The sequence below is a fragment of the Acinetobacter sp. LCT-H3 genome (assembly GCF_001866125.1).
GTDB lineage: Bacteria > Pseudomonadota > Gammaproteobacteria > Pseudomonadales > Moraxellaceae > Acinetobacter > Acinetobacter schindleri.
In genome coordinates, this window is record NZ_MODX01000032.1 from 1 (window position 1) to 25,008 (window position 25,008).

Here is a 25,008-nt window from a genome sequence, read left to right on the forward strand (position 1 = left end):
AGGTTTGTGCAACAAAGCCCTTAGTTGAAAAAAATTTTAGATTTCATGCTCACACACCACCTAAAACAAAAAATATCTGATTGATTTTACAGGCTTTTAATTTAAGGTTTTATTCTACCCACTCGCAATATCAATGTTTAGTATCACGACTCACTAACTCATTAACTAAATATGGAGCAGTACGGCTATCTTGATTTTCTGTTATTTGTTTTGGTGTTCCTGCCACAACAATATTCCCACCAGCATTTCCAGCACCTGGTCCCACATCAATCACCCAATCTGCTTGTGCAACGGCACGCATATCATGCTCAATCATAACCACGGTATTACCCGCATCGACTAATCGCTGCAATTGAACTAACAATCGATCTACATCTGATGGATGCAAACCTGTAGTTGGCTCATCAAGTATATACAGTGTATTTCCACGCTGATTGCGTTGCAGCTCGGTCGCCAATTTAATACGTTGCGCTTCTCCACCAGATAGTTCAGTCGCTGGTTGCCCTAAACGTAAATAACCAAGGCCAATTTCCTTTAATAATTGTAGTGAACGAGCAATCGAGACCTCTCCATCAAAAAAATCACGTGCTTCATTGACGGTCATTCCTAATACTTCAGCAATATTACGTCCATTCCAGCGAATTTTCAGAGTGTCATCATTATATCGAGCACCATGACATGTCGGACAAGGGGCATATACACTTGGCATAAACAATAATTCTACACTGACAAAGCCTTCACCTTCACAAGTTTCACATCGCCCTTTAGCCACATTAAACGAAAAACGTCCAGCATCATAATGAGCTTGGCGAGCTTCAGGAGTCCCAGCAAATAACTTTCTAACATGATCAAATAAACCCGTATAAGTTGCCAGATTAGAACGTGGAGTACGGCCAATTGGTTTTTGATCAACCTGTACCAGACGCTGTATAGCCTCCACATCACCAGCCAGAGAACCCTGTGTAACCTCGGTAACCAACATTCCTTCATTTAAAGGATTATTTTCATTATTGTTTTCAGTTTCAGATTCATTGCCTAAATATGAAAGTACTAACTCGGGTAAAGCTTGAGAAACGAGACTAGATTTACCTGAACCTGAAATACCTGTAACTGCTGTAAGTACACCAAGAGGTATACGAGCATCAATATTATGCAGGTTATGTCGGTAAATATTGTTAAGTTCAAGCCAACCAGAGGGTGTACGTCCATAACTTTGCGTAACTGGGATTTTATTAAATAAATAACTTGCAGTACGTGAAGCTGAAATCTCACTTAAACCCTGAGGTACTCCACTATATAAAATATTACCACCTTGCTCTCCTGCATCTGGTCCAACATCCACTAACCATTGAGCACGACGCATGAGCTCTAAATCATGCTCTACAACAAATACGGAGTTTCCAGCGTCTCTTAATTTATCGAGAGAATCATATAATGACTGACTATCTGAAGGATGTAATCCAGCAGACGGTTCATCCAGTACATAAACTACACCAAATAGCATAGAACTTAATTGTGTTGCTAAACGCAAACGTTGTAACTCTCCCGCTGAAAGAGTCGGTGTGGCTCTATCTAATGTTAGATAACCAAGACCTAACTGGCGTAATTGATTTAAACGCCCCACCACACCATTTGCTAAACGCTGGGCAGCAATTTTCTTTTCATCTGAAAGTGCTGACGTACGTCTTACATCTGGAGATACAGAATGCACTGCTCTACCTGTTGTTGCTCGTTCGGATCTATCAAGTTGGGTTACTTTATTATTAGTCTTTTCTCCAGCATCATGAGCGTCGAAATTGCCAAGAACAATGGGCTCAAGCAGGCAAGTTAACTTATCCAAAGAAAGTTGCATAAACTCACCAATATCTACTCCAGCAAAGGTAATAGATAAGGCTTCTGGTTTAAGGCGTTTACCATGACAGGAAGGGCATATTTTTCCTTCCATAAAACGTGAAACACGTTTTTTCATCAACGTACTTTGGGTATTAGCAAAAGTATGAAGGACATAGCGACGAGCACCAGTGAAAGTGCCCATATAGCTGGGTTCTAGTTTACGTTTAAGTGCAGATTGAGTCTCAGCGGGGCTTAAACCAGCATAGACAGGAACTGTTGGGGTTTCTTCAGTAAATAAAATCCAGTCTCTATCCGATTGCGGTAAATCTTTCCATGGTCGATCAACATCATACCCTAGGGTTACTAGGATATCGCGTAAGTTTTGCCCGTGCCAAGCAGGTGGCCATGATGCGATAGCTCTCTCACGAATACTGAGTGTTGGGTCAGGAACCATTGTCGATTCTGTAACTTCATAAATGTGACCTAAACCATGACAGGTAGGACAAGCACCTTGAAGAGTGTTCGGTGAAAAGTCCTCGGCATATAACATTGGCTGATCGGCAGGATATGCACCAGCACGCGAATAAATCATTCGCACGAGACTTGATAAAGTTGTTACACTTCCAACAGAAGAACGGGTATTACTTGCACCACGTTGTTGTTGCAATGCTACTGCTGGTGGTAGACCATCAATAGCATCAACATCTGGTACTCCGGCCTGATCTATTAAGCGTCTTGCATAAGGTGCAACAGATTCGAAATATCTTCTTTGTGCTTCAGCAAAAATAGTTCCAAAAGCAAGTGATGATTTTCCTGAACCCGATACACCTGAGAAAACAACAAGTGCATTTCTTGGGATAGAAACATCTACATCCTTAAGGTTATGCTCACGTGCACCTCGAACTTCAATACAATTATTAGATAAAGTAATGTTATTGTGTTCACCAAAAGAATGTATTTTCATGTTTCTGAGCCTGTAAATTATTTTGTGTAAGTCTTATTTTTTATAAATGATCTTTTAATCGATCATCGAACTGAATCGTAAACCAATTCATTGCTAAACGCCAATTTTGAATTGGCATGGTCCATTTTTTAGCAGCATTTGAAGTTGCTAAATAAATGACCTTTTTCACTGAATCATCAGAAGAGAAGATCTTTCTCTTTTTAGTTGAATGGCGGATCACGCTATTCAATGATTCAATTGCATTTGTTGTATAAATCGCATGACGTATTTCAGCAGGATAGCTAAAGATCGTTCGGATATTTTCCCAATTTGCCCGCCAGGATTCTCCAATTTTTGGATACTGAACCGTACCGGGTTTGTCGGAGACCAACTTTCCTGCGATGAGAAGCGCATCGCTTCGCAAGGGAACATCGAGCAAAACGAGATCTACATGATTTTCATCATGCTAAGCAAATCAAACGAATTTGGAAAGAAAGTTCGGGCCGGTATGGCGTTCGTAAAGTCTGGCAACAACTGCAACGAGAAGTTATGTTATTGCGCGCTATACAGTTCTCGATTGATGCAAAATCTTGAAATACAAGGTGTATGGCGTGGTAAGAATACAGATATGGTGCTTGATGCGCTGAGTTATGTGTCGTCTTTTGAGCTTGAAGCAATGTACGATTATAAGATTAACCCGTTAGGTCAGGTGGCCTAACTTAAATAAAAGTCTCCGACAAACCCGGTACGGTTCATTGCAGATCGGCAAGGGCATGCGGTGATTCCACCTAGAAAAAATGCGAAACCATGGAAAGATACAAAGAGTAGCTCGCTAGAGCGAAATGAATTACTTCGAACAGTTAAACGTTTAGGCAGGACACTATGGAAAAAATGGTCAGGCTATCATCGGCGAAGTTTGGTTGAAACTAAGATGCATTGCATCAAATTATTAGGAGATAAAATCAGTGCAAGGAGTTTTGATAGCCAAGTGAATGAGATCCATGCACGTGTAGCAGTCCTTAACAGATTTACGGAATTAGGTCGACCACTTACCCAAGTTACGCCTTAAATTTGGCTCAATTAGGGGCGCTTTGCATTTCAAATCTTTGTGCAACAAAGCCGATCGAAATGATAAAGTCATAAATTGCTTTTCAAAAAAAAAGAAACTAATATGTTTCTTACAGAACCTAAAAGCAATAAATGCATCTACAATGAATAAGTCTTTACTTCAGCAAATCAAAAAAAGACGAACCCAATTGGGCTTAAAGCAAGTTGATATGCAATCCCGTACAGGCATTTCAAGACAGCAGTACCAAAAACTGGAAAGTCAGGGCAACCCTCGATTAGAGACCTTAGAAATTATAGCGGCAGGATTAAATGCTCAACTGATGCTCATCCCTGATGATAAGGTTCATTTGATCAGACAATTATTGAATGATGAAATTAAAGTCACTATTGAAGATCAGGATGACTTAATGACTAACCCATGGAAGGGTCTTCTCGGAGGAGAGGAACCATGAATACTGTTGCCGTCCTGAAATTAACATTACATCACGGTATCGTTGGATACTTGGCAGGATTTCAGAGCGGAAAAAATATTCTGGTTTTTACAGATTCTTTCCGCTTTGATCAGCAACGTCCGACCTTGAGCCTGCTGACTTCCCCCTTGTATCCTCAAGCGGATAAAATTTTAGAAAAGACCTATGTTACACATCAGCGTTTACATCCCTTGCTATCAAACTTGCTACCAGAAGGTGCATTACGCGAACTGATTGCACAAAGCCTCAAAGTACATATAGACAATGAATTTCAGTTATTGGCAGCTTTAGGTCATGATTTACCTGGAGCACTCATTGCGACTCCATTAGATCCAGAAGAAATTCCAGATGAAATAAAATTCAAATTGCAGATCTCTAATCCAGATCAGATCTTAAAGCAAGAGATCCGAACAGATAATAAGTTTTCCTTGGCCGGCGTCCAAATGAAGTTTTCCATGAAAGCCAAAGATGGGCGTTTTACACTAGCACAGGCAACGGAAACGACTCTACTCGGGGACTGGATTATCAAAACTCCTTCTTCCAGACATGCTTTTGTTCCGCTAAATGAATATTCTATGATGACCCTTGCCAAAACGGTCGGAATAGATGTCCCTGAGATTCGCTTGGTGGATATGGCACTCTTACAAGACCTTCCACCATTAAATTTACCCCAAGAGCAATATGCTTTTGCAATCAAAAGATTTGATAGACAGAATACTGCTGATACTACAGAGCTTATTCACATCGAAGACTTTGCTCAGATCTTCGGTGCATATCCACAGCAGAAATACAGCACCACAAATTATGAGCAGATAGGAAAGATCATTTATCAATTTTCAGATAACAAAATTTTTGATATTCAGCAATTTGCCAGCCGCTTACTTGTCAACATTTTGCTCGCCAATGGAGATGCACACTTAAAAAACTGGAGTATGATTTATCAGGACAAAAGAACACCAAGATTATCTCCCGCATACGATATATTGATGACTAGTGTATATGTTGAAAATGAGCGTCATTTCGCATTGAATCTTACCAAAAATAAAGATTGGTATTTAGCTGAGATGAAACACTTTGAACAATGGGCTGAAAAAGTCGGTGTTCCATGGCGTGTTATTGAAAAACAACTTCACGCGATCATGGACAAAGCACGGTCAGTATGGCCAGTGCTATTACCAGACTTACCTATGATTTCTATTCATAAAGAAAAATTAAGAGAACATTGGAAAAAATTGCATCCAGACTTTCAGATACTTACAGATGATTAGGGTAATCTGAAACCAAACTAAAATTTCTCAAACAAGTTCATCACGTCATTTTCCGTCAGTTTCGCTTCGCCCTCATGATCGGTACTTAGAATAGACTGTGCCAGTTCTGCTTTATTTTGCTGTAAGGCAAGAATTTTTTCTTCTATGCTTTTATTGGTAATCAGCTTATACACAAATACTGGCTTGTCCTGTCCAATCCGCCATGCACGATCTGAAGCTTGATCTTCAGCAGCAGGGTTCCACCATGGATCATAGTGAATGACCGTATCTGCGGCAGTTAGATTCAGACCGACCCCTCCTGCTTTCAGACTGATTAAAAATACTGGCACTTGTCCAGACTGAAATGCTGTAATGACTTCATCTCGCTTTTTGGTCTTTCCAGTCAGCTTCACATAGCCAATTTCTGCGTGATGGAGCTGTTGCTCAATCAGTTCCAACATTGAGGTAAACTGAGAGAAGATCAGAATTTTTCGCCCCTCCTCCACCATTGGAACGACCATATCCATCAACTGTTCAAGTTTGGCAGAGTGTGCCTGCCCGGTTTTCACTGAATCCAGCTTTAGTAAGCTAGGATGGCAGCACACCTGACGTAGCTTCAGTAAGGCATCTAAAATTTGAATTTGACTACGTTTAAAGCCTTTTTCTGCCACAATTTTCTGAATATTTTCCTGCATCGTGGCACGAACAGCCTCATATAACTTGGATTGCTGGTCATTCATATCAATATTGACTTCAATCGTAGTTTTTTCTGGCAATTCTTTGGCTACGTCAGTTTTCAAGCGACGTAAAATGAAGGGCTTAATCCGGTTGACCAGCTTTTGCCTTAACTGCTGATCACCGCGTTTTTCAATCGGATGACGGTACTTTTTATTAAAAATTTCTTGTGAATATAAAAATCCTGGCATCAGGAAATAAAATAGTGCCCACAGTTCACCCAAATGATTTTCCATCGGGGTACCTGTTAGACACAAACGATGTCGTGCTTTTAATTGGCGTACTACCTGTGCAGCTTTGGCACGCGGATTTTTGATATTCTGCGCCTCATCCAAAATGAGTTGATGATATTCATATTGCTTTAGTTGTTCTTCATCTCTCGCTAGAAGCGGATAGGTGGTTAACACAATATCATAGTGCGGAATCTGCTCAAAATTCTGATGGCGGTCGGGCCCCTGTAGCAGCAATACCTTGAGCTCAGGGGTAAATTTCTCCGCTTCTTTGAACCAGTTATGCATCAGCGATGTGGGTGCAACAATTAAGGCGGGACTGTCCTGCAAATATCCAGCCTGCTTTTCCATGAGTAAATGGGCTAAAGTTTGTGCTGTTTTCCCCAAGCCCATATCATCTGCCAGAATCCCGCCATGCTGGGTTTCCCTTAAAAACTGTAACCAGCCTAAGCCCTGCTGCTGGTATGGACGCAACTCCCCCTGAAAACCTTGTGGTGTCGGCAGTTGTTGCTGATAGCCTTGTTTGAATTTCTGTACAAATTGCTGCAGGCGATCACTGACCTGCCATGTCATCCCAAGATTATGCTGCAATTCTAATAATTGACTCGCATCATAGCGATCAATACTGCGCTCTTCTTGCTGTAAAATGCTCTGCAGATGCAACAATACCGGCTTAATATCCCTAGCGGATAGCGCCAAATCAGGTTGATCAACTGCAGTTTTCACGGTGAAAATTTGACTGTCATGCAGATGAATAAAAGTCCGTGGATCAAGTAAATCAGGATTTACTCGCACCAAAGCTACGAGCGCATCAAGCAAATTATAAGAATTGCCTGCACTGTCTTGAACCGTCGCCCCGATATTGAACCAGTCCTGCTGGCCTTCAGATTCAGTGATAGAAATATTTAAATTTTCAACATATTGCAGGTTAAAGGGGCTGTTTTCCAGATGCTCTATCTGCCAGCCCATCAACTCAATTTGATTGATGGGCATCAGCTGTTTGATCCAGTCTCCATAGAAAGCAAAAACCATAGAATCGAGACGTTGTTTATCCAGTTTTAATTGCTGGTCATAACTAAGATCTTTCACCCACTTCAGTGATTCGACCAATAGCTGTAAACGCTGGATTGACTGTTGTTCCTGAACTAAGTCCCGAAGCTGTCGCACCATTTTCCCATGCTGCTCACCAATAAAACTGTCGCCTGATGTACCTGCTTTTATTCTTCCGCCTGCATAGGAGAATTCAATTTCAGCACAAACAGACTCTTCCCATTTCCAATCAAATTTATCTAAAACACCGAAGCGTAAAATTGGCTGGGGACTACCCTCAAGGACCTCAACATGCTGAATAGACTCGGGCTGAGGCAGATTTTGCACGTCTGAATATTGATGAGTCAGTTGCTCAAACTCTGGCAAGAGCGTAGCTGGAAGATCAGGCATCTGTAAAAAATGGTAGAGCAGATTTGCCGTATATTCACCATATAACTGGCCCACCGTGTTCTGTTGAATATCCACATAACATGGTGGCTGGCTCGCGAGAATCTGGATATGTGGATTTGATTTTAAATCGAGTCGAATATCGCCATTGACCAATTCAATGTTTAAATGCTCCGTCTGTTTGTTGACACCTTGTTCCCAGATCAATTCGATGTGATAGCCTTGTTCTGACCATTGAAGTGCAGCATAGCTCTTTTTTTGCCAGTAAACATCGCCACTTTGAATAAAAGATTTAAAGTGCTCCAATGAAATTCCGGAGATATCAAGATTGCTTTGATAAAAACGCTCGTCGCTGTTTATTTTGGCGTAATAATAAATCTGGTTAAATAATTGTCGTTTTTGTTCCGGTAAAGTCAGATGCTTTCTGGTGATATTTTCATAGTGCGTATAATCACTTTCACCGGCAATCGAGCCATTTTTATTGCGTCTGGCCTTCTGCACCACAAGGGTCAATTTCTTTGAGCTGACAGACTGATTTAACAGGTAAATTAAACATGTGTTTGTTTTGGCAGGCTGCTCAGGTTCAGTCTGTTGTAAATACCGTTTAAAATCATTCAACCAGCGTTGCGCCTGATCATACCCCTGTTGGCGTTTTGCGATTCCCTGTGGGGATTGAGAGTCAGCATAACGCTGCTGAAATTCCTGGCGATATTCCTGAAAGAATAACCGCGCTAAAGCCGCAGCATGTTTACAGTTATATCCAACCGGACAAGTGCAGTCGTCATCGATTAAACGGTCTTTTTGGGGATTATAGGTAATCGCAGTATCGTAATAATCTGTCCCTTCAATTTGGGCATACATCGTGACACCGTCTTTTTCCTCAAAGAACTCAATCGTTTCCCTATCAATGTGTTTAGCATAGCTAAGGCTGCGCTGAATAGTTGCAGTACTAAAGCGAGATAGAAAATTGATCAATGAGGACATAATTACCAGACACTAAAAATGTTTATACAATTATAACGGACAAAGCTGTCATTTCAGAACAGTAGTGCTCGCCAACGTATCAAAAGGAAATAAATCCATGCTCAAAAACTTAATGTTTACTACAATGGATGGGGTGAATATTGGCTTTGGGGTACATTGGTCTCCTCAACCGCAATCACAGGTCGGCCATTAATCGCCTTTGAATACAGTGCAGAAGCGATCAGTAAAGGTTTAGAACTTTCCTGCACATCAAATGGATATCATGGGTGAGGCACTGAATATTCCTCGACAAGCTCTTGTGAAACTTGGTACTCAGGAAGCGGAACTTTGTGTCCAAGAAGTCGATGAAATTATTGGCTCGATTTGTAAGGTTGCAATCCGATTCAGCAATATCGCTCATGACCTATTACCTGGACAAATTCAAGCAGAGACTCTCCAACTGATCCAAAATAGGATTGAGCATAATATTCATTTATTGCACTAAATAGCCTTCACAAAGCTTCTATGAAGGGCTTACTCTAACCGTTGTTTTATCACGGCATAAGCTACACCAGTCACCACACTTCCAATCGCAATCGCCAATAAATATTTTAATGGATAATTCATCGCATTCGGAATGATCAGTACCATTACACCGCCATGAGGAGTGACTAGTTCACATTTAAATAATGCAACCAAAGCCCCAGTTACAGCACCACCTGCGATCGCGCATGGAAGCACTCGAATCGGGTCTTTGGCAGCAAACGGAATAGCCCCTTCCGAAATGAAACATAGGCCCAGAACTACAGCAGCCTTCCCTGCATCTTGCTCAGGTTTGGCAAATTTATGCTTTGCCAGAAAAGTTGCAATTGCCATACCCAATGGCGGTACCATACCCGCAGCCATGGTAATCGCCATCGGTCCGTATGTTTGTGACGTAAGTAAGCCCACCGTAAAGGCATAAGCCGCTTTATTTATTGGCCCCCCAACATCAATACACATCATACTCCCAAGGATAATCCCCATGATCATGGCATTGGTCGTCCCCATATTGGCAAGGAAGTGTGTGAGTAATTCAAACAATTGTGCAACAGGCTGTCCAACCACATAAATCATGATTAAACCAACAGCTAAACTCGCTAATAGTGGAATAATCAAAATTGGTTTTAATGCTTCTAGGCTACTTGGGAGTTTAAGCTGTTTCGATAAAAATAACGCAATATAACCTGCAATAAAACCTGCAACTAATCCACCGAGAAAGCCTGCCTCTAATTGTGTTGCAAGTAAACCGCCAATCAAACCTGGAGTTAAACCCGGACGATCCGCAATAGAATAAGCAATGTAACCTGCCAGCATAGGTACCATAAGAGTAAATGCTGCAGCACCTATTTGCTTTAAGGATGCGGCAAAGCTTCCTTCAACAGGGTTGAGGCCAAACATAAACGAGATGGCAATGATCAAACCGCCCGCCACCACCATCGGCAGCATGAAAGACACCCCTGTTAAAAGGTGTTTATAAATTCCAGTTTTTTCTTTGTTTTCATTTTCTGTCTTAGTGGCTGTTTGCTTACCCGTTTCAAGCACTTTGGCTTCAGCAATTGCATTTGCAAAAGTCTTATCCGTTTGCTTAAGAGCAAATCCTGTACTGCAGCGATATACACGTTTGCCTACAAAGCGATCTGTATTGACCTCAATATCCGTTGCTAAGATCACGACATCTGCTTTGGCAATACTTTCTGCCGATAAAACATTTTTAGCCCCAACCGATCCTTGGGTTTCAACATCAATCTGATAACCGTACTTTACTGCACCTTGTTGTAAGGCTTCGGCCGCCATAAACGTATGCGCAACACCAGTTGGACATGCTGTAATGGCGACAAACCGTGTAACCCCTACATTGGCTGCAATAGTTTCATCTAAAGCATCTGAATGCTCAAGAACTTGTTGCAAAAGCATGATCGCATCGTGTTGTGCGTTATTCAAACCAATGACTTTCACAACCTTGTCACGCAGTTGATCCGCTTCTGCCGACTTCTGTCCTACAAAAACAACCGTATCAATAACATTTGATAAATCGAGATGCTCGACTGATGTCGCCACATGATTGGAAATACCAAGTGCTGTCGCTGCTTTGGACAGTTTTTTGGACAAAATCACTGCATTAATCGGCTGCTCGGGACTATGTGGCACAAATAAAATATGTTTTATCTCTGGCATCGTATTAACTCAATGATTGGACTGAGATTTGCGATTTCAAATCTTCAATAACAGCAAAGTCTGGAAGGGCAAACCCAATTTGGGTCACAGCATTGCTCGCAATTGCGGTTGCTGTTTTCAATGTTTCTTCTGGGGAAGTTGAACTCAACAACCCATGAATCATACCTGCCAGCAAAGAATCTCCCGCACCCACAGTACTTTGGACGGTGACCTTCGGTGCAGTAGCATGCAGGGGGTGCGTGCGGTGAAGCCAGTTCACCCCGTTTTCACCCATCGAGACCACAATATGTTCGATCTGACTATTTAAACTGGCAAAAAGATGCTGCTGTTCTGCAAACGTTTCTGCTGGCAAATGGTAAGTTTCCGTCAACTCATCTGTATTAGGCTTAATCAACCAAGGATGGGCAGCAATTGCTGCTTTCAACGCAACACCACTGGTATCTACTGCGACTTTTTTACCCGCAGACTGTAACCATAAAATCAGTGTCGAAAGCTCTTCTGCAGAAAACCCTTGTGGCAAACTGCCAGCAATCACAATCACATCAACCTCTAAAATCAGTTGAGATAAACGTTCACATAGTTGTTGTTTTGCTGAGGTATCTACAAAAAAGCCCTTGCCATTGATGTCAGTCATCTGACCAGAAGCTTCTGCAACTTTAATGTTTTGTCGTGTTTCACCTGCAACATAAATAAATTGGTTATCAAATTGCTCTTGCTGGATATGATGATCAAAAATTTGACGGTTTTCTTGCCCCAAAAAGCCACTCACAATCAGTTCATGTCCCAAATCCTTAAGGACCTGTGCCACGTTTAAGCCTTTACCTGCTGCATGGCTTTGGGCCGTTAACTGACGATTGACCTCGCCAACTTTTAGTTGATCCAATTGCACGGTGAGGTCAATTGCAGGATTCAGAGTAATGCTTAATATCTTAGCCATTCGTAATTACTCCACCAATGCACGTACGGCAGACGCACTGTCACAACTTAAGGCTTGCTGTGCGACCTGTTTGCAATTTATATAGTTCAAACCACGAATTTGCGCCTTCACCAATGGAATACTGGTACTCGACATACTCAACTCATCCACGCCCAAGCCTATCAATACAGGCACAGCTTTTGGATCAGCAGCCAATTCACCACAAATGCCCACCCATTTACCATGCTGATGTGCTGCCCGAACAGTTTGATCAATCAATAGCAAAATACTCGGATGTAAGCCATCAGCTTCAGCAGACAACAGTGGATGACCACGGTCAATCGCCAGAGTATATTGAGTCAAGTCATTGGTTCCAATACTAAAAAAATCAACTTCTTGAGCAAGAATTGGAGCCAACAATGCTGCCGCAGGAACCTCAATCATAATACCGACTTGTAAGTTTTCACATGGATGCTGTATGCGAACCTCATCCAAAATTGCTTTTGCTGCTCGCCATTCTTCAACCCGCCCAATCATCGGAAACATAATTCTTAATGGGCGATTATCCGCTGCTTTAAGTAAAGCAACCAATTGCTGACGTAACAACTCTGGCTTACGTAAAGTCAGACGAATACCACGTAAGCCCAAGAATGGATTTTCTTCCTTTTCAATAGGCAAATACGGCAAAGGTTTGTCCCCGCCCACATCAAGTGTACGTACCACCAATGGACGACCTGCCAAAGCATCTAACACCACCCGATAATCGGCTTCCTGTGTAGCCTCATCAGGCGCACTGCTGTGTGACATAAAGACCAATTCTGTGCGTAGCAAACCAATTGCTTCTGCCCCATCGGCCACAGCCTGTATCGTAGCGCCCACTTTGCCAATATTGGCTGCGATTTCAACTTGATGTTGATCCAGTGTGATGGCAGGTTCTAAACAATGCTGTTCCGCTTGTTCTCGCAACTCACGCTGGCGTTGGCGCTCTGCAATGGCATGATCAATCTGATTTTGCTCGGGTGAGACCACATACTCCCCAGTATCCCCATTAATTAGCACGGTGGCATGGTTCTCAATATTTAAAACAGCTACACCTGCACCTACGACTGCTGGAATAGCCAGAGCACGTGCCACAATGGCGCTATGGGCACTCGCTCCACCAACCGCGGTCAAAATGCCTGCAACACGATCTTTATTCAGACGCGCTACATCACTCGGACCAACATCATGCATAATTAAAATATAAGGTTGCTCGGGTTCTGTGACATCGGCCACACCACACAAAGCAGCCAAAACACGCTCACCAATATCCCTTAAATCAGCCGCACGCTCTGCCAGTAAACGATCGCTAAGTGCAGCCTGTGCGGTAGCAGCTACTTCAATATGATCATGCCAAGCTGCAGCAGCAGACAACCCTTGTTTTAAACCGCGTTGTACACTTTGGAGGAGGTCTGGATCATCCAGCATTTCCAAATGTGCCATGAATATCTGTTTAATGGCAGTAGATTCAGTATGTGCAATGAATTGACGTAAGCTATTTTTCACCTGATGAAGCGCAATTTCAAGCTTTTCATTCTCAGCTTTAAAGCTCTGTCCGCGACGTTCATAACTAAATTCACGTGGCTTCACCACATGTGCAGGGCCAAAAGCAAGGCCAGTTGATGCAGCAATACCGCAGCTACCCGTATCGCCATGTGATTCAAAAGACATTAATTCCAAAGTATTTACGACTGGGTCACTACTGCTATGCTGATGAGATACAAGGTCAACAGCTTCAACCTCTTCTCCTAAGCCCTGTTGAACTGCATCAATAATCTGTTCTAAGCCTGCTACAGCATCGGTATCAGGTTGTGCAATAAAAGTCAGAGTTTGACCACGACGGCATCCCATGGCTAATAATTTGGTTAAACTTTTTGCCGAAACGTAAGCCCCCTCATCTACAGCAACGAGAATATCCCCTGCAAATTTCTTGGTCATATTGACCAAGTGTGTCGCGGGACGCGCATGTAGACCATGAGCGTTAGCTAAGACAATACGACGAGATGGCCAATCAGGAATCAGTTCAGCACCAATTAACTGCGCCAATTGGTGACTATCTTGCTCTTGGTTGAGGGTATGAACTTGTTCAGTATCAAACAAAATATCCATTAACCGTTGAAACCGTTGCATATCCAGTTGCTCATTACTGGCAATACACACCAAAGTCTTGAGCATTTCCTGCTGATGGCTTAAAACCTGTTCCGCTTTTACCAAACTTACAGCTGGGCTCAAAACATGCTGGTTAGAAGTGATCGACCAGACCGCCTCCCCTAAATGAATCATGCTGTTTAGATTTAAACCCGACAGAAAACCACACTCCACCATTTTTTGCTGTTTCAGCAACTGTGTTGCCTGCCAAATTAAATCTTCTACATCAAGTGCGGGAACTTGGGTGGCGATTAAATTTTCATGCAATGCCAAAGATGCGGGTTGGGCTTGTAATAATGAAATAATTTGCTCTGCAGATTGAGCCTGTTTCACTTGATCAGCGACATCATTAATTAAAGCTCGCGTCAAAATTTGTAAGACTTGCAAATGCTCATCTGATTTCGCAGCAATCACCACTGCTAAATAAATTTTATTTTCACCGTCCCAAACAACTCCTTCAGGAAAGTGTGCCAGACGAATACCAGTTTTTAAAATACATTGGCGAGACTGAGGCGTCCCATGCGGAATGGCAATTCCTTGCCCTAAATACGTTGCACTTTGTTGTTCGCGCACGGTCAACCCATGAATATAATCAGGTGTAACCAATTGGTCTTCGACCAAGATATCGACTAGACATTGCAACGCTTGTGCCTTATCAGTGGCGTGTTGTTTCATTCGAACATGTTGTATATCTAGCGCGAGCATAAAACGTCCTTGCAAAGCAGCATAGTGAGAAGATGCTTTTTTACTGCAGAAAAAATAAGTCGAATTCTACTCAGGATTTACACAAAAATCTGTATTTTTTGATTTTATCTTCATGATCATCATTACGATTCTTGCGTACCACACCATGGGCACGTGAAAAAGTAGAAAGCTTATATTTGTACGTCTTACGCCAAAAGGCCAAACAGAAACCGTAACCTCAGGCAACACCCCTCTCATCATAAAATTATACCAGTCAGTAAAATACCCTTAGATTAAGCATATGTATGTTGGTTATTATTGTTGATTATCACAATAAATTAGTGACCAAAAATCAAAGTATCCGACCCCACCTTAAATTACGTCACACATAATAAAAACTCTATATAACTGTTATATATAGAGTTTATTAACGTACCAATTATGTTATTTAGTGTATTTTATGTCGGTGACTCTTGCCAAGGTTGGGGTTTTAGACACATCAATCGCAGGCTGATGAGTCAAACCACCAAACATGATATGTGACATCGACTCTAATTGTTTTGTTACAGCCTGATTGAGTTCTGAATGATTATAACCGTGAATTGTGCACCACCAGGACGACATGCCATCAATCAGCTCGGTACCATCTTCAAGTTCAATGACTGCACCATGTGCAGCTTTAACTTTGTAACATGGCAAAGGTTGTGTCATAGAGGTATAAGGATGCCAAATATGCTGTTGATCAAAAGCGTCCTGCACAGAATTTACCCCAATTATTAAAACTAAAACTGATCTTAGCGCGTTAAATCTGAAAATGAAACGTCAAGAGCTACCAATCTCTTTTTGCTTAAGCCAGATCGGCTAAAAATTTTAAAATTGGCTCAACGAGTAACTTGGAATCAAAAAGGATGGCATCGTGTGTGCCCTGTATTTTTACCAAATTCAGATTTAGGGTTGTTAAAAACACGGATTCTTGACTAACTTTGCAAGGAACCAACATATCGTTCTCGGAAAATATAAATAGCATCTTGACTGAATGATTTTTTAGGATATCCACCAGATTTAATTGATGCAAGAGATAAAGATGCTTAATCTGATAGTTTAAATCAATACTATTTAACTGTTGGTGCAATAATTTTGCACGTTCACGCGCTGCTGCACCAGCTAAAGTGACCAAGGTACAGAAGCGCTGCATCCCGCGTTTTGGATCAGCCAGTATGGAAGATTTAAATTGTGTATATTGTTCAACTGGCATTGCCTGTGGCCATGCTTCGTTGGCCACGAAGCAGGGATTTGACATACAGCAAATCACTGGCTTGGCAATTTTCAATTGTTGCTGGATTTCATTAGCCAGCAAAAGTGCCAACTGTCCACCCAAAGACCATCCCATCAAGACATCAAAAGAACTCGCCTGCCTAACTTTTTCGGCCAAAATACTTTCCACGTTAGGATCAAAAATATCCCATACTTCAACTTGATGCCGCTGCCGTAACTGTTCTACAAACGGGGTTAAGACCGCTGTTCCTAGCCCCCAACCCGTAATCATCAGTATCTTCATTTTGTCTGCTCCAATAAAAAGGGACCAATTCAAGTTGAAATGATCCCTGTTTGTTACACGATTAATTAAGCAGGTTGCATCGCATCTACAGCCAATTCTTTAGCTGTTTTCTTGGCAGCTTCAGCTTTTAAGCCTAATTTAGCAAACAAGGCTTTGTCTTTACCTTCACCACTGTTCGGGGCAGTAAGCAATTTATCACCTGAAAATAATGAGTTAGCTCCAGCCATAAATGCCAGTGCCTGATCAGAGTCAGAGAGAGATTCACGACCTGCCGACAAGCGGATATAACTCTTCGGCATAATAATCCGTGCTACCGCAATAGTACGAATCCAGTCAATCACATCCAGTTTTTCAACATCGGCCAGTGGTGTGCCTTCAATAGGAACCAGCATATTTATGGGCACCGAACCCGGGTGAATCGGCATAGTCGCTAGTTCAAATAACAAACCGACTCGGTCTTGTACGCCTTCGCCCAAGCCGACAATACCGCCACTACAGACATTAATTCCGGCATTACGCACATGATCAAGCGTATTTAAGCGGTCATCAAAGCTACGTGTACTGATGACATTGGCATAATATTCACGTGAGGTATCAAGGTTGTGGTTGTAATAATCTAGTCCTGCATCTTTCAGACGTTCCGCTTGTGAGGCATTCAGCATCCCTAGGGTCATACAGGTTTCCATGCCCAGTTTCTTGACTTCCTGCACCAATTCCAGCACATACGGCATATCGCGTTCATGCGGGTTACGCCATGCTGCGCCCATGCAAAAACGGGTCGAACCGGAAGCTTTGGCCTGTTTGGCTTCAGCAATCGCCTTTTGTACTTCTACGCGTTTTTCAATTTCCAGATCAGTATCATAATGTGCAGATTGCGAACAGTATTTACAATCTTCCGGACAACGGCCCGTTTTAATTGAAAGCAGAGTACTGACCTGAACAGTATTCGGTTCAAAGTTTTGGCGATGAATTTGCTGTGCCTGAAACAGTAAATCCATTAAAGGCAAGTCATAAATTTCTTGTATTTCGGCACGTGACCAATCATTACGGATCATCTTGTCTGCATCATCTAAAATTCCATTGAGTAAATCATACGCTGTTTTTTTTATTTTTCTTTAGCGTTTTCTTTCATATTCATTGCCTGCTTAAAATAGCTTTAGTGTATCAAGCTATTTTGAAAGCTTATTTAACTCGAATCCTGCTTAAGCCGATGATTCCTTAATTTGAATTGTTGGCTTATTTTGATGAGTATCATTGCGGTCTATGGCGGTTCATCTTTAAGTTTTGCCGGTGTGACTTTACCTTTAAATAATGCGCCCCTATTCACCCAGTTTTGGGCCAATATTATTCCGTTTACGCCCTATGCCAAATTACAAACCGAACAATGGGTGATTGGCAGTCCAATGTATATTTCACTGCCAGCTGGATTAATGCTGCTGGTCTATGCTTTGGTTTATGCTCTGCTGGCTTATCTGTTTCTTAAAAAAATAGCCAAAGGAGCAGTCCAATGAAATCCCTTTGGTTTTACTATCTACAAAGCTTTAAAGATATCGTCAGTCACGGCACGATCTTTACCACGCTGATTCTATCCGTCTTGTTTTACAGCTTTTTTTATCCGACCGCTTATCAGGCACAGCAGGCTGAAGCCTTACCGATTATTATTGTCGATGAAGAACAAAGTAGCTTAAGTACCCGCATTATTGGTCAGGTGGCACAAAGCCCCAATGTCGAAATTCAGGCGATTACCGGAAATTTTGCCGAAGCCAAACAAGGGGTGGAGTCACAAAAAGCTGATGGCATTTTACTGCTACCGGACAATTTATCGCAAAGCTTAAGGCATGGTGAAACAGGCGGCATTGGACTGTATTTAAGCACAGCCAACTTTTTAGTGACCAAACAAATTGGTCTGGGCTTAGCCACATCGGTTGAGCAAACTTTGGCAGATTATACTGAACGCTTTGGTCAGGTCTCGGATTTTTCACCGGCCCTTTCTGTGCATCAAATTCCTTTATTTAATCCACTGTCCGGCTATGGCAGTTATGTCTTTCCTGCGGTTGCACCCTTAATTATCCACCAAACCATTCTTTTGGGTTTGAGTATGCTGATTTTGGTATATCGGGAAAGAAAAATAGAATTAAACGTAAATGCATTGACTGGGATGTGCTTAGCCGTCTTCACCATCGGCTGTCTGGGATGTTTCTATTTATTCGGTTTCAGCTTCTGGCTGTTTGATTATCCGCGCGGTGGCAACCTGTTCGGGACGCTACTGGCTGTTCCAGTTTTTATCTACACGATAATTGGCATGACCTGCCTATTTGCCAGTTTTCTGGATCTGCCGGAACGTGCGGGTCATGTCATTGTATTCACTTCCATTCCACTGTTCTTTTTATCTGGTGCGGCTTGGCCGCATGCTGCCATGCCCATCTGGATGCAAATCGTTGGCGAAATCCTGCCCTCTACCCAAATTGTGCAGACGTTTATTCAACTCAATCAGATGGGTGTGCCTACAACACTGATCTTGCCTAAACTGCTCTATCTTGGAATGATCGGCAGCTTGTGCTTTTTCCTGGCTTATCGACGTTTAATTTCAAACTGTGGAACTTTCTAGCTAGATGTTTAGTCCCAGATTTTAGTGGTGCAATATTCTTAGAGAAATGGAAGGAAGCACTATGGGACAAGTTCTACACAGAAGCGTCACAACGACACAGACAGTGCGTCGAGCAATACAAAATAGTCAAGAGAGCTTAAGAACGCTAGCCAAGCGTTACGGCATCAATCAAAAAACCGTCGCAAAATGGAAGAAACGTATTTCAGTAGATAATCTTACAACCGGGCCAAAGAATCCTCGCTCAAGCGTGTTATCGCCTGAAGATGAGGCGGCAATTGTTGCTTTTCAAAAACGCACTTTGTTGCCGCTAGACGATTGCCTTTATGCATTGCAGCCGAGTATTCCTTATCTGACACGCTCGTCGTTATACCGCTGCTTGCAGCGGCATGGTATTTCACGACTGCCTAAGGTACAAGGTGATCGCCCTGTCAGGAAGCGCTTCAATGGTTACTTTCATATCGACATCGCTGAGATGCAAACAGCACAGGATAAGCTTTATCTCTTCGTGGCTTTATTGCATAAATATTTTGCAAAATACTGATTTTTAAGGGTTTTATAAAATTTTAATAAAAGATAAATATAATAAAATCATAGTGTTAGGTATTCGTGCAGCAAAGCCGTTCAGGAGCACAAAGGTAAGGTAATAACATCTTTTTAATAGTGATATTTATTGCTCCCTATCCTTACATTAAAGTTTTATTTGGAGATTTACCTATCATTAACCCATTTTTCATTCATATTTCCTGTTATGTTGAGATTGCTTTAAGAGATATTAAACAATAACATTAGTGATAATTATTATCATTTACATTAACTAAAATGTCTTCTACCGTTCCTTCATCATTTAAACTATCTTTACTCAGTTTTTCGATTTTAGTTACACAACAAAGTTTTGCCGATGATACTCAGCAATTACCGACGATTACCGTTACAGCGGCATCAGAACAGAGTGAGCTCAGCTCTGAACAGAGTAAAGCCTATATCATCCAAAACTCGTCAACCGCCTCAAAACTGAATATTCCACTTAAGGAAACGCCGCAAACAGTCAATGTCCTTACCCGCCAGCAACTGGATGACTTTGCCTTGGATAATACCCGGGACGTACTGCGCAATACCCCTGGCATTATCGTCAGCAATCAGGAAACGGAACGGACCTCCTACCTTGCCCGAGGTTTCGAGATTTCAAATGTTTTAGTCGATGGCGTTGGTATTCCACTCGAAGGCTATAATTATAATAATGATAATCCAGACAGTTTTTTGTTTGACCGTGTAGAAGTGGTCAAAGGCGCGAATGCCTTAAATAATGGAATTGGTGATCCCGGTGCAACCATTAACATGATTCGCAAACGCCCTACTCAGGAACTTCAGGCAGCCTTGAATGCAAGTTACGGTTCATGGAATACGCAGCGCTATGAAGCAGATATATCCTCTCCTCTAACCCAGGATGGAAAAATCAGAGGCCGTGTATTTGGCTATCAACAGAATGGCGACAGTTATCTGGATCGTTATGAGCTGGAAAAAAATGGGATCGGTACAGTTGTTGAGGCAGATGTAACTGACACAACCCTATTGACAGCCGGCTATACCGAAACCAATCATAAGCCGAATGGTGTGAATTGGGGTTCTAATCCGCTGATCAATACCGAAGGCGAGCAGCTCAGTTACTCACGGAATTATAATTACAGTCCAAGCTGGGCCCACTGGGATAGCAATATTAAAAGTTACTTTGCCGAGCTTGAACAAAAACTGGGTGGCGACTGGACAGCCAAACTGACCTATGATGAAAAACGTACACAACGCGATTCAAAGCTCTTGTTTCTGTCCGGCAAACCTGGCGCAAATGGCACTTCAGGCATCTTCCTCTACCCAGGCATGTATATTGATGACAATAAAGAACAACAAGCCAGCCTGAGTTTTAGCGGCACCTATCCGCTTTGGGGACAACGCCATGAAGCCTCATTGGGCTATGTCTGGGCCAAAAATCGTCTGGATGAATTGGGTTATGCTGGCAGCTTTGTCAATCCGCTGACCACAGATTTAGCCAGCTTTACACCCGAAGAACCAAGCTGGGATATGTCGAAAACCAGTGGTGAAATGCATATCCGGCAGAAGAACCAGAGCCTTTATGCTGCGACCCGACTGCATCTGAATGATGATCTGAAACTGCTTTTAGGTGCGAACTACGTTCAGGCTGAAAGCAGTGGCAGTAGTTATGGAAAAGATACTGTTTATGATGAAGATAAAGTTTTACCCTATGCCGGTCTGACCTATAACTTTAGCCCTGAATATACAGGCTATCTGAGTTATACCTCGATTTTCCGTCCGCAAACCACCAAAGCAGATGATGGCAGCATTAACAAACCGATCGAAGGTGAAAGCTATGAAGTCGGAGTCAAAGGTTCTTGGCTAGATGACAAGCTTACCGCCACCATGGCTGTGTTCAGAACGGAGCAAAGTAATTATCCGCTTCGTGATTCTGATGGTATCCCGACTTTACGCACAACTCAGGTCAGTGACCTGCGTTCCCAAGGCTACGAGTTTGGCTTGGCGGGACAACTGAGCGACCATTTAAACTTAAGCTTTGGTTATACCCAGTTTAGCCTGAAAGATCTGATCAATGGCGGTGATGCGCGTACCTTCAATCCAACCCAGTCTTTTAATCTTTTAACTACCTATCAGGTGCCGCAACTTCCAAAACTGAAACTGGGCCTTGGTGTGCAGTGGCAAGATCAGACCTATCTAGATGTGCCTGAAGCAACCGCCAATGGAGTGATTACCCAGAAAGCTGGAATCATTGAGCAGGATGCTTATGCGCTCGTGAACTTAATGGCCAGCTATGAGCTGAATGAGCATATGACCTTGCAAGCCAATGGTAATAACCTGACCAATGAAAAATATCTGTTCAATTTCCCGAATCAGCAAGGTTTTTATGGTGCACCAGCAAATTACAGCGTTGCTGTGAAATTTAAATACTGATTTTCAAACTTAGCCTTGACGACATGTTCAGGGCTAAATCATCACTACATACACAAAAACAGGTAAAACAAATGAAAAAAATGATCGCTCTGACCCTCGGACTGTCTATGACACTTTCAGCTCAGGCGCATATGCTTTGGCTGGAACGTGATACAGATAAGCAGACTCATGCGTTCTTTGGTGAATATAGTGAACAGCTTAAAGAAACGCAGCAAGGTGCCCTCAAGTCTTTCAATCAGGCAAAGGCCGTTCAGTCTAGAAAAAGCTTTAGTCCTCAAATGCAACAAGATCATTTGCTTTATGCGACCCAAGGCCAGACAGATGTCCAGCTCAGTCATGAATTGATCTATGGAGAATCATTGTTGAGCTATCATGCCAAATCCGGCAGACAAAACTTGAAAGCAGAGTCAGAACTAGATATTGTCCCGACTCAGATCAACAGCAATACATTTACGGTACTGTATCAGGGTAAAGCTGCTGCGGATGTTGAAGTCACAGTCTTTTCCCCACAATTCTGGCTAAAAAAATACACCACCAACGGCCAAGGCCAGATTACGATCGCCACGCCATGGAAAGGTCAATATGTCATTGAAGTTGGCAAAGAAGCAGACAAGGCAGGAAAATTGAATCAGCAGGCCTATAAAAAACAGTATCTGGTCACGACTTTAAGTTTTGTTTATTAAGTTTTTAGATTTTCATCAGTATAGATTTATTCAAGGCCAAATATGATGTCTGTTGTAGTGCAGCCACTTGCCATTCTCTATCGCTTAGGCATGACCTTTGGCATTGGCTACTTGTGCAGTTATTTAATCGCACTCGATCTGGCTTACTTTTTACAAGCTTATTTGCCTAAAGCTGAGTCTGTCTATTTGGCTGCATTTACTGCCCTGATTTTTTATGTTTGTTTTGTGATTGGAATCTTCTGTATCCAAAGTTTAAAAAAGCTTTCTATCTATAGCCTGATTCCTTTACTTATTTTATTTCTCTTCTCCCGCTTCATAGGTTAAACCATGCATAAATCTGTCCGTCAATCCATGGCATGTTTACATTCATGGCTGGGTTTAAGCTTTGGCTGGTTACTCTTTGCGATCTTTTTAACAGGCGCGGTCACCTATTACCGACATGAAATCAGTCTATGGATGCAGCCTGAATTTGCCACAATGCAAGTCAATCAGGAAACTGCCTTAAAATCTGCTTACAGCTATTTACAGCAGCATGCACCGGACGCCCAAAACTGGTATATCGGAGTCGCCAATCAAGACTCACCGGTGAATAAAGTCTACTGGCAAAAAGCGGATGGTGGCTATGAAGTCAAAACCCTGGATGCTTCGACAGGAAAAGAATTAAACCTCTCGGCCACCCAAGGGGGAGATTTTTTCTATAATTTTCATTTTCAGCTCTATGGTATGCCCTACACCATTGGTCGGCTGATTGTGACGATTGCTGCCTTTATCATGTTATTGACTCTGATTTCAGGAATCATTACCCATAAAAAAATCCTGACAGACTTTTTTACCTTAAGAGCATTTAAGGGGCAGCGCTCCTATCTGGATTTTCATAATGTCAGTTCAGTGATTGCCCTGCCGTTCTTTTTGACCATGACATTTACCGGGCTGGCGATTTTCTTTTATATCGTGCTGCCTTCCGGTATGAAAAAACTCTATCCAGACAATCCCTTTCAATATTTTGAAGAAATTCGCACAATCAATACATCAGCCACCCCCTCAGTTCCTGTGAAAACGCAGATGCTGCCAATTCAACATTTTATCACCACGGCACAGCAACACTGGGGAGATGCGGAATTTGACAATATCACGGTCAAGCAGCCCAATACCCAGCTGGCACAAATAACATTAACCCAACTCAAAGATCATTCCATTACCAGAAATCAGGCACAGCTTATTTTAAATGCAGCTACCGGAAAATTGCTTGAAAGTACACGAAATGAAAGTGCAATTGCCACACTCAATGCCGGCATATATGGCTTGCATATGGCACGTTTTGCCGAGCCCATATTACGTTTAGGACTATTTTTTTCTGGCATATTGGGCTGTGCCATGATTGCCTCCGGTCTGCTGCTGTGGAGTCTGAAACGCCAGATTCAGAAAAAATCAGCGCGGTTTCATCTCGGACATTATTTGGTGAACCGCTTAAATATCACCATGATAATTGGCTTGCCACTTTCCATGCTGGGTTATCTCTATGCGAATCGTTTTATCAGTATTCCTGCAGGTGCACCAAATTATGAGATTTATAGTTTTTTCAGTATCTGGCTTGGCAGTTTTATCCTGGCATGTGTAACCCCACAGCAGCATATATGGAGAATGCAGCTTAAACTTCTGATTTGTGCTGCCTTTATACTTCCCCTGATTGATATTTATTATTTAGTTTCCCAGCAATATATTGCTTCTTTTGCGACTTATTGGCCTTTTTTGCGTATTGAGCTAATGTTATGGACCTTGGCCCTTTTTGCCCTATTTTTACACCAAAAAATTACGCCCATTCAGCAAAAAGCGGTCAATAAAATTCAGGCTAAATTAAAAATCACTCAACAGGAATCATCAATATGATATGGATTGCAGTGATCGGTCTGCTTTGGCTGAGCTGTTTTGGTTTTTATGTGGTAAGTGAAAAGCAGATCCTAAAAACCCGAAAATCTCATTACGCTTTTTTAGCGGATTTTCCTACGTACACTAAATTCGCTGCAGGTATTTTCTTATTCGTCGCGATGTTTTTATTACGTACCCAGTTTAGCTCCAGTATTAGCTTTGTGTCTCTATGGGTATTTCTAAGCCCTGTACTGTTTATCTTTATCTTAAAAATGAATAAAGCATTTTAGTATTTATTTAAAATCAGAAAGTAGCAAACAGCCTAGTGTGCTATTCACACGCCCTTTATTAAACCAATCTACCCAGTAGACCTCTTTCATAAATCAT

Annotated in this window: 14 protein-coding genes and 10 pseudogenes; 14 read left to right on the top strand and 10 right to left on the bottom strand. The window is 42.1% G+C overall.

The features are described from left to right. Positions 1-130: 130 nt before the first annotated feature. Both BK820_RS13130 and BK820_RS13135 read right to left on the bottom strand, forming a co-directional pair. On the bottom strand, positions 131-2,797 hold the full coding sequence (locus BK820_RS13130) for an excinuclease ABC subunit UvrA (RefSeq protein WP_005100732.1): 2,667 nt from the start codon (positions 2,795-2,797) through the stop codon (positions 131-133). 40 nt (positions 2,798-2,837) lie between these two features. Next, positions 2,838-3,140 (bottom strand): annotated as a pseudogene (locus BK820_RS13135) (transposase); the annotation flags it as partial. A 62-nt stretch (positions 3,141-3,202) separates the two neighbouring features. Here BK820_RS13135 and BK820_RS15215 point away from each other — a divergent pair. From BK820_RS15215 to BK820_RS13150, 4 genes and pseudogenes are all read left to right on the top strand, one after another. Then, positions 3,203-3,398, top strand: a pseudogene (locus tag BK820_RS15215) (IS3 family transposase); the annotation flags it as partial. A 132-nt stretch (positions 3,399-3,530) separates the two neighbouring features. Next, a pseudogene (locus BK820_RS15220) lies at positions 3,531-3,845 on the top strand (transposase); the annotation flags it as partial. Between the two features lie 142 nt (positions 3,846-3,987). After that, a complete protein-coding gene (locus BK820_RS13145; RefSeq protein WP_004282130.1) occupies positions 3,988-4,296 on the top strand; it encodes a helix-turn-helix transcriptional regulator in 309 nt (102 codons plus the stop codon). Next, positions 4,293-5,582, top strand: coding sequence for a type II toxin-antitoxin system HipA family toxin (locus BK820_RS13150; RefSeq protein WP_071321180.1), 1,290 nt, complete (start codon positions 4,293-4,295; stop codon positions 5,580-5,582). The genes BK820_RS13145 and BK820_RS13150 overlap by 4 nt, the downstream gene beginning before the upstream one ends. Before the next feature lie 17 nt (positions 5,583-5,599). Here the strand turns inward: BK820_RS13150 and BK820_RS13155 are convergent, their stop codons facing one another. Further along, a complete protein-coding gene (locus BK820_RS13155) occupies positions 5,600-8,947 on the bottom strand; it encodes a DEAD/DEAH box helicase (RefSeq protein WP_071321181.1) in 3,348 nt (1,115 codons plus the stop codon). Between the two features lie 247 nt (positions 8,948-9,194). Here BK820_RS13155 and BK820_RS13160 point away from each other — a divergent pair. Then, a pseudogene (locus BK820_RS13160) lies at positions 9,195-9,431 on the top strand (hypothetical protein); the annotation flags it as partial. 29 nt (positions 9,432-9,460) lie between these two features. Here the strand turns inward: BK820_RS13160 and BK820_RS13165 are convergent. From BK820_RS13165 to BK820_RS15865, 4 genes and pseudogenes are all read right to left on the bottom strand, one after another. Further along, the gene (locus tag BK820_RS13165; protein WP_004733119.1) at positions 9,461-11,143 is read right to left on the bottom strand and encodes a fructose-specific PTS transporter subunit EIIC; all 1,683 of its coding nucleotides are present in this window, start codon (positions 11,141-11,143) and stop codon (positions 9,461-9,463) included. A gap of 4 nt (positions 11,144-11,147) precedes the next feature. Continuing rightward, entirely contained in the window at positions 11,148-12,080 is a 933-nt protein-coding gene (gene pfkB / locus BK820_RS13170; protein ID WP_004282140.1) for a 1-phosphofructokinase, read from the bottom strand. 6 nt (positions 12,081-12,086) lie between these two features. Further along, positions 12,087-14,333, bottom strand: a pseudogene (gene ptsP, locus BK820_RS13175) (phosphoenolpyruvate--protein phosphotransferase); the annotation flags it as partial. 261 nt (positions 14,334-14,594) lie between these two features. After that, positions 14,595-14,951, bottom strand: a pseudogene (locus BK820_RS15865) (PTS mannitol transporter subunit IIA); the annotation flags it as partial. Between the two features lie 116 nt (positions 14,952-15,067). Between BK820_RS15865 and BK820_RS15400 the strand changes: the two are divergent. Next, positions 15,068-15,166, top strand: a pseudogene (locus BK820_RS15400) (VF530 family DNA-binding protein); the annotation flags it as partial. A 253-nt stretch (positions 15,167-15,419) separates the two neighbouring features. Here the strand turns inward: BK820_RS15400 and BK820_RS13180 are convergent. The 3 genes and pseudogenes from BK820_RS13180 to bioB all read right to left on the bottom strand — a co-directional run. Beyond that, positions 15,420-15,689, bottom strand: a pseudogene (locus BK820_RS13180) (aminotransferase class III-fold pyridoxal phosphate-dependent enzyme); the annotation flags it as partial. Positions 15,690-15,777: 88 nt separating this feature from the next. Then, positions 15,778-16,488, bottom strand: coding sequence for an alpha/beta hydrolase family protein (locus BK820_RS13185; RefSeq protein WP_071321184.1), 711 nt, complete (start codon positions 16,486-16,488; stop codon positions 15,778-15,780). A 65-nt stretch (positions 16,489-16,553) separates the two neighbouring features. Beyond that, entirely contained in the window at positions 16,554-17,543 is a 990-nt protein-coding gene (gene bioB, locus BK820_RS13190; protein WP_004812090.1) for a biotin synthase BioB, read from the bottom strand. Between the two features lie 195 nt (positions 17,544-17,738). Here bioB and BK820_RS13195 point away from each other — a divergent pair. The 8 genes and pseudogenes from BK820_RS13195 to BK820_RS13230 all read left to right on the top strand — a co-directional run. Further along, positions 17,739-17,999: pseudogene (locus BK820_RS13195) on the top strand (ABC transporter permease); the annotation flags it as partial. Next, positions 17,996-19,096: an ABC transporter permease gene (locus tag BK820_RS13200; RefSeq protein WP_071321186.1), complete on the top strand. Its 1,101-nt coding sequence runs from the start codon at positions 17,996-17,998 to the stop codon at positions 19,094-19,096. The pseudogene BK820_RS13195 and the gene BK820_RS13200, both read left to right, overlap by 4 nt. A 61-nt stretch (positions 19,097-19,157) precedes the next feature. After that, positions 19,158-19,610: pseudogene (locus tag BK820_RS13205) on the top strand (transposase family protein); the annotation flags it as partial. A 305-nt stretch (positions 19,611-19,915) separates the two neighbouring features. After that, the gene (locus BK820_RS13210) at positions 19,916-22,072 is read left to right on the top strand and encodes a TonB-dependent siderophore receptor (protein ID WP_071321187.1); all 2,157 of its coding nucleotides are present in this window, start codon (positions 19,916-19,918) and stop codon (positions 22,070-22,072) included. Between the two features lie 71 nt (positions 22,073-22,143). After that, positions 22,144-22,755, top strand: a complete 612-nt coding sequence (locus BK820_RS13215; protein WP_005093768.1) for a DUF4198 domain-containing protein — start codon at positions 22,144-22,146, stop codon at positions 22,753-22,755. A gap of 42 nt (positions 22,756-22,797) precedes the next feature. After that, positions 22,798-23,079, top strand: a complete 282-nt coding sequence (locus BK820_RS13220) for a hypothetical protein (protein WP_071321188.1) — start codon at positions 22,798-22,800, stop codon at positions 23,077-23,079. 3 nt (positions 23,080-23,082) lie between these two features. Then, positions 23,083-24,642: a PepSY-associated TM helix domain-containing protein gene (locus tag BK820_RS13225; protein ID WP_071321189.1), complete on the top strand. Its 1,560-nt coding sequence runs from the start codon at positions 23,083-23,085 to the stop codon at positions 24,640-24,642. Beyond that, positions 24,639-24,911, top strand: coding sequence for a hypothetical protein (locus BK820_RS13230; RefSeq protein ID WP_005100766.1), 273 nt, complete (start codon positions 24,639-24,641; stop codon positions 24,909-24,911). Before BK820_RS13225 ends, BK820_RS13230 begins: the two co-directional genes overlap by 4 nt. Positions 24,912-25,008 lie beyond the last annotated feature (97 nt).

Excerpts from the sequence above, each read along its gene's own strand:
- BK820_RS13210 (WP_071321187.1), top strand. The coding sequence starts at position 19,916 with ATGTCTTCTACCGTTCCTTCATCATTTAAACTATCTTTACTCAGTTTT.
- BK820_RS13155 (WP_071321181.1), bottom strand. The coding sequence starts at position 8,947 with ATGTCCTCATTGATCAATTTTCTATCTCGCTTTAGTACTGCAACTATT.
- BK820_RS13230 (WP_005100766.1), top strand. The coding sequence starts at position 24,639 with ATGATATGGATTGCAGTGATCGGTCTGCTTTGGCTGAGCTGTTTTGGT.
- BK820_RS13150 (WP_071321180.1), top strand. The coding sequence starts at position 4,293 with ATGAATACTGTTGCCGTCCTGAAATTAACATTACATCACGGTATCGTT.
- BK820_RS13225 (WP_071321189.1), top strand. The coding sequence starts at position 23,083 with ATGCATAAATCTGTCCGTCAATCCATGGCATGTTTACATTCATGGCTG.
- BK820_RS13165 (WP_004733119.1), bottom strand. The coding sequence starts at position 11,143 with ATGCCAGAGATAAAACATATTTTATTTGTGCCACATAGTCCCGAGCAG.
- BK820_RS13130 (WP_005100732.1), bottom strand. The coding sequence starts at position 2,797 with ATGAAAATACATTCTTTTGGTGAACACAATAACATTACTTTATCTAAT.
- BK820_RS13145 (WP_004282130.1), top strand. The coding sequence starts at position 3,988 with ATGAATAAGTCTTTACTTCAGCAAATCAAAAAAAGACGAACCCAATTG.
- bioB (WP_004812090.1), bottom strand. The coding sequence starts at position 17,543 with ATGATCCGTAATGATTGGTCACGTGCCGAAATACAAGAAATTTATGAC.
- BK820_RS13215 (WP_005093768.1), top strand. The coding sequence starts at position 22,144 with ATGAAAAAAATGATCGCTCTGACCCTCGGACTGTCTATGACACTTTCA.
- BK820_RS13220 (WP_071321188.1), top strand. The coding sequence starts at position 22,798 with ATGATGTCTGTTGTAGTGCAGCCACTTGCCATTCTCTATCGCTTAGGC.
- BK820_RS13185 (WP_071321184.1), bottom strand. The coding sequence starts at position 16,488 with ATGAAGATACTGATGATTACGGGTTGGGGGCTAGGAACAGCGGTCTTA.
- BK820_RS13200 (WP_071321186.1), top strand. The coding sequence starts at position 17,996 with ATGAAATCCCTTTGGTTTTACTATCTACAAAGCTTTAAAGATATCGTC.
- pfkB (WP_004282140.1), bottom strand. The coding sequence starts at position 12,080 with ATGGCTAAGATATTAAGCATTACTCTGAATCCTGCAATTGACCTCACC.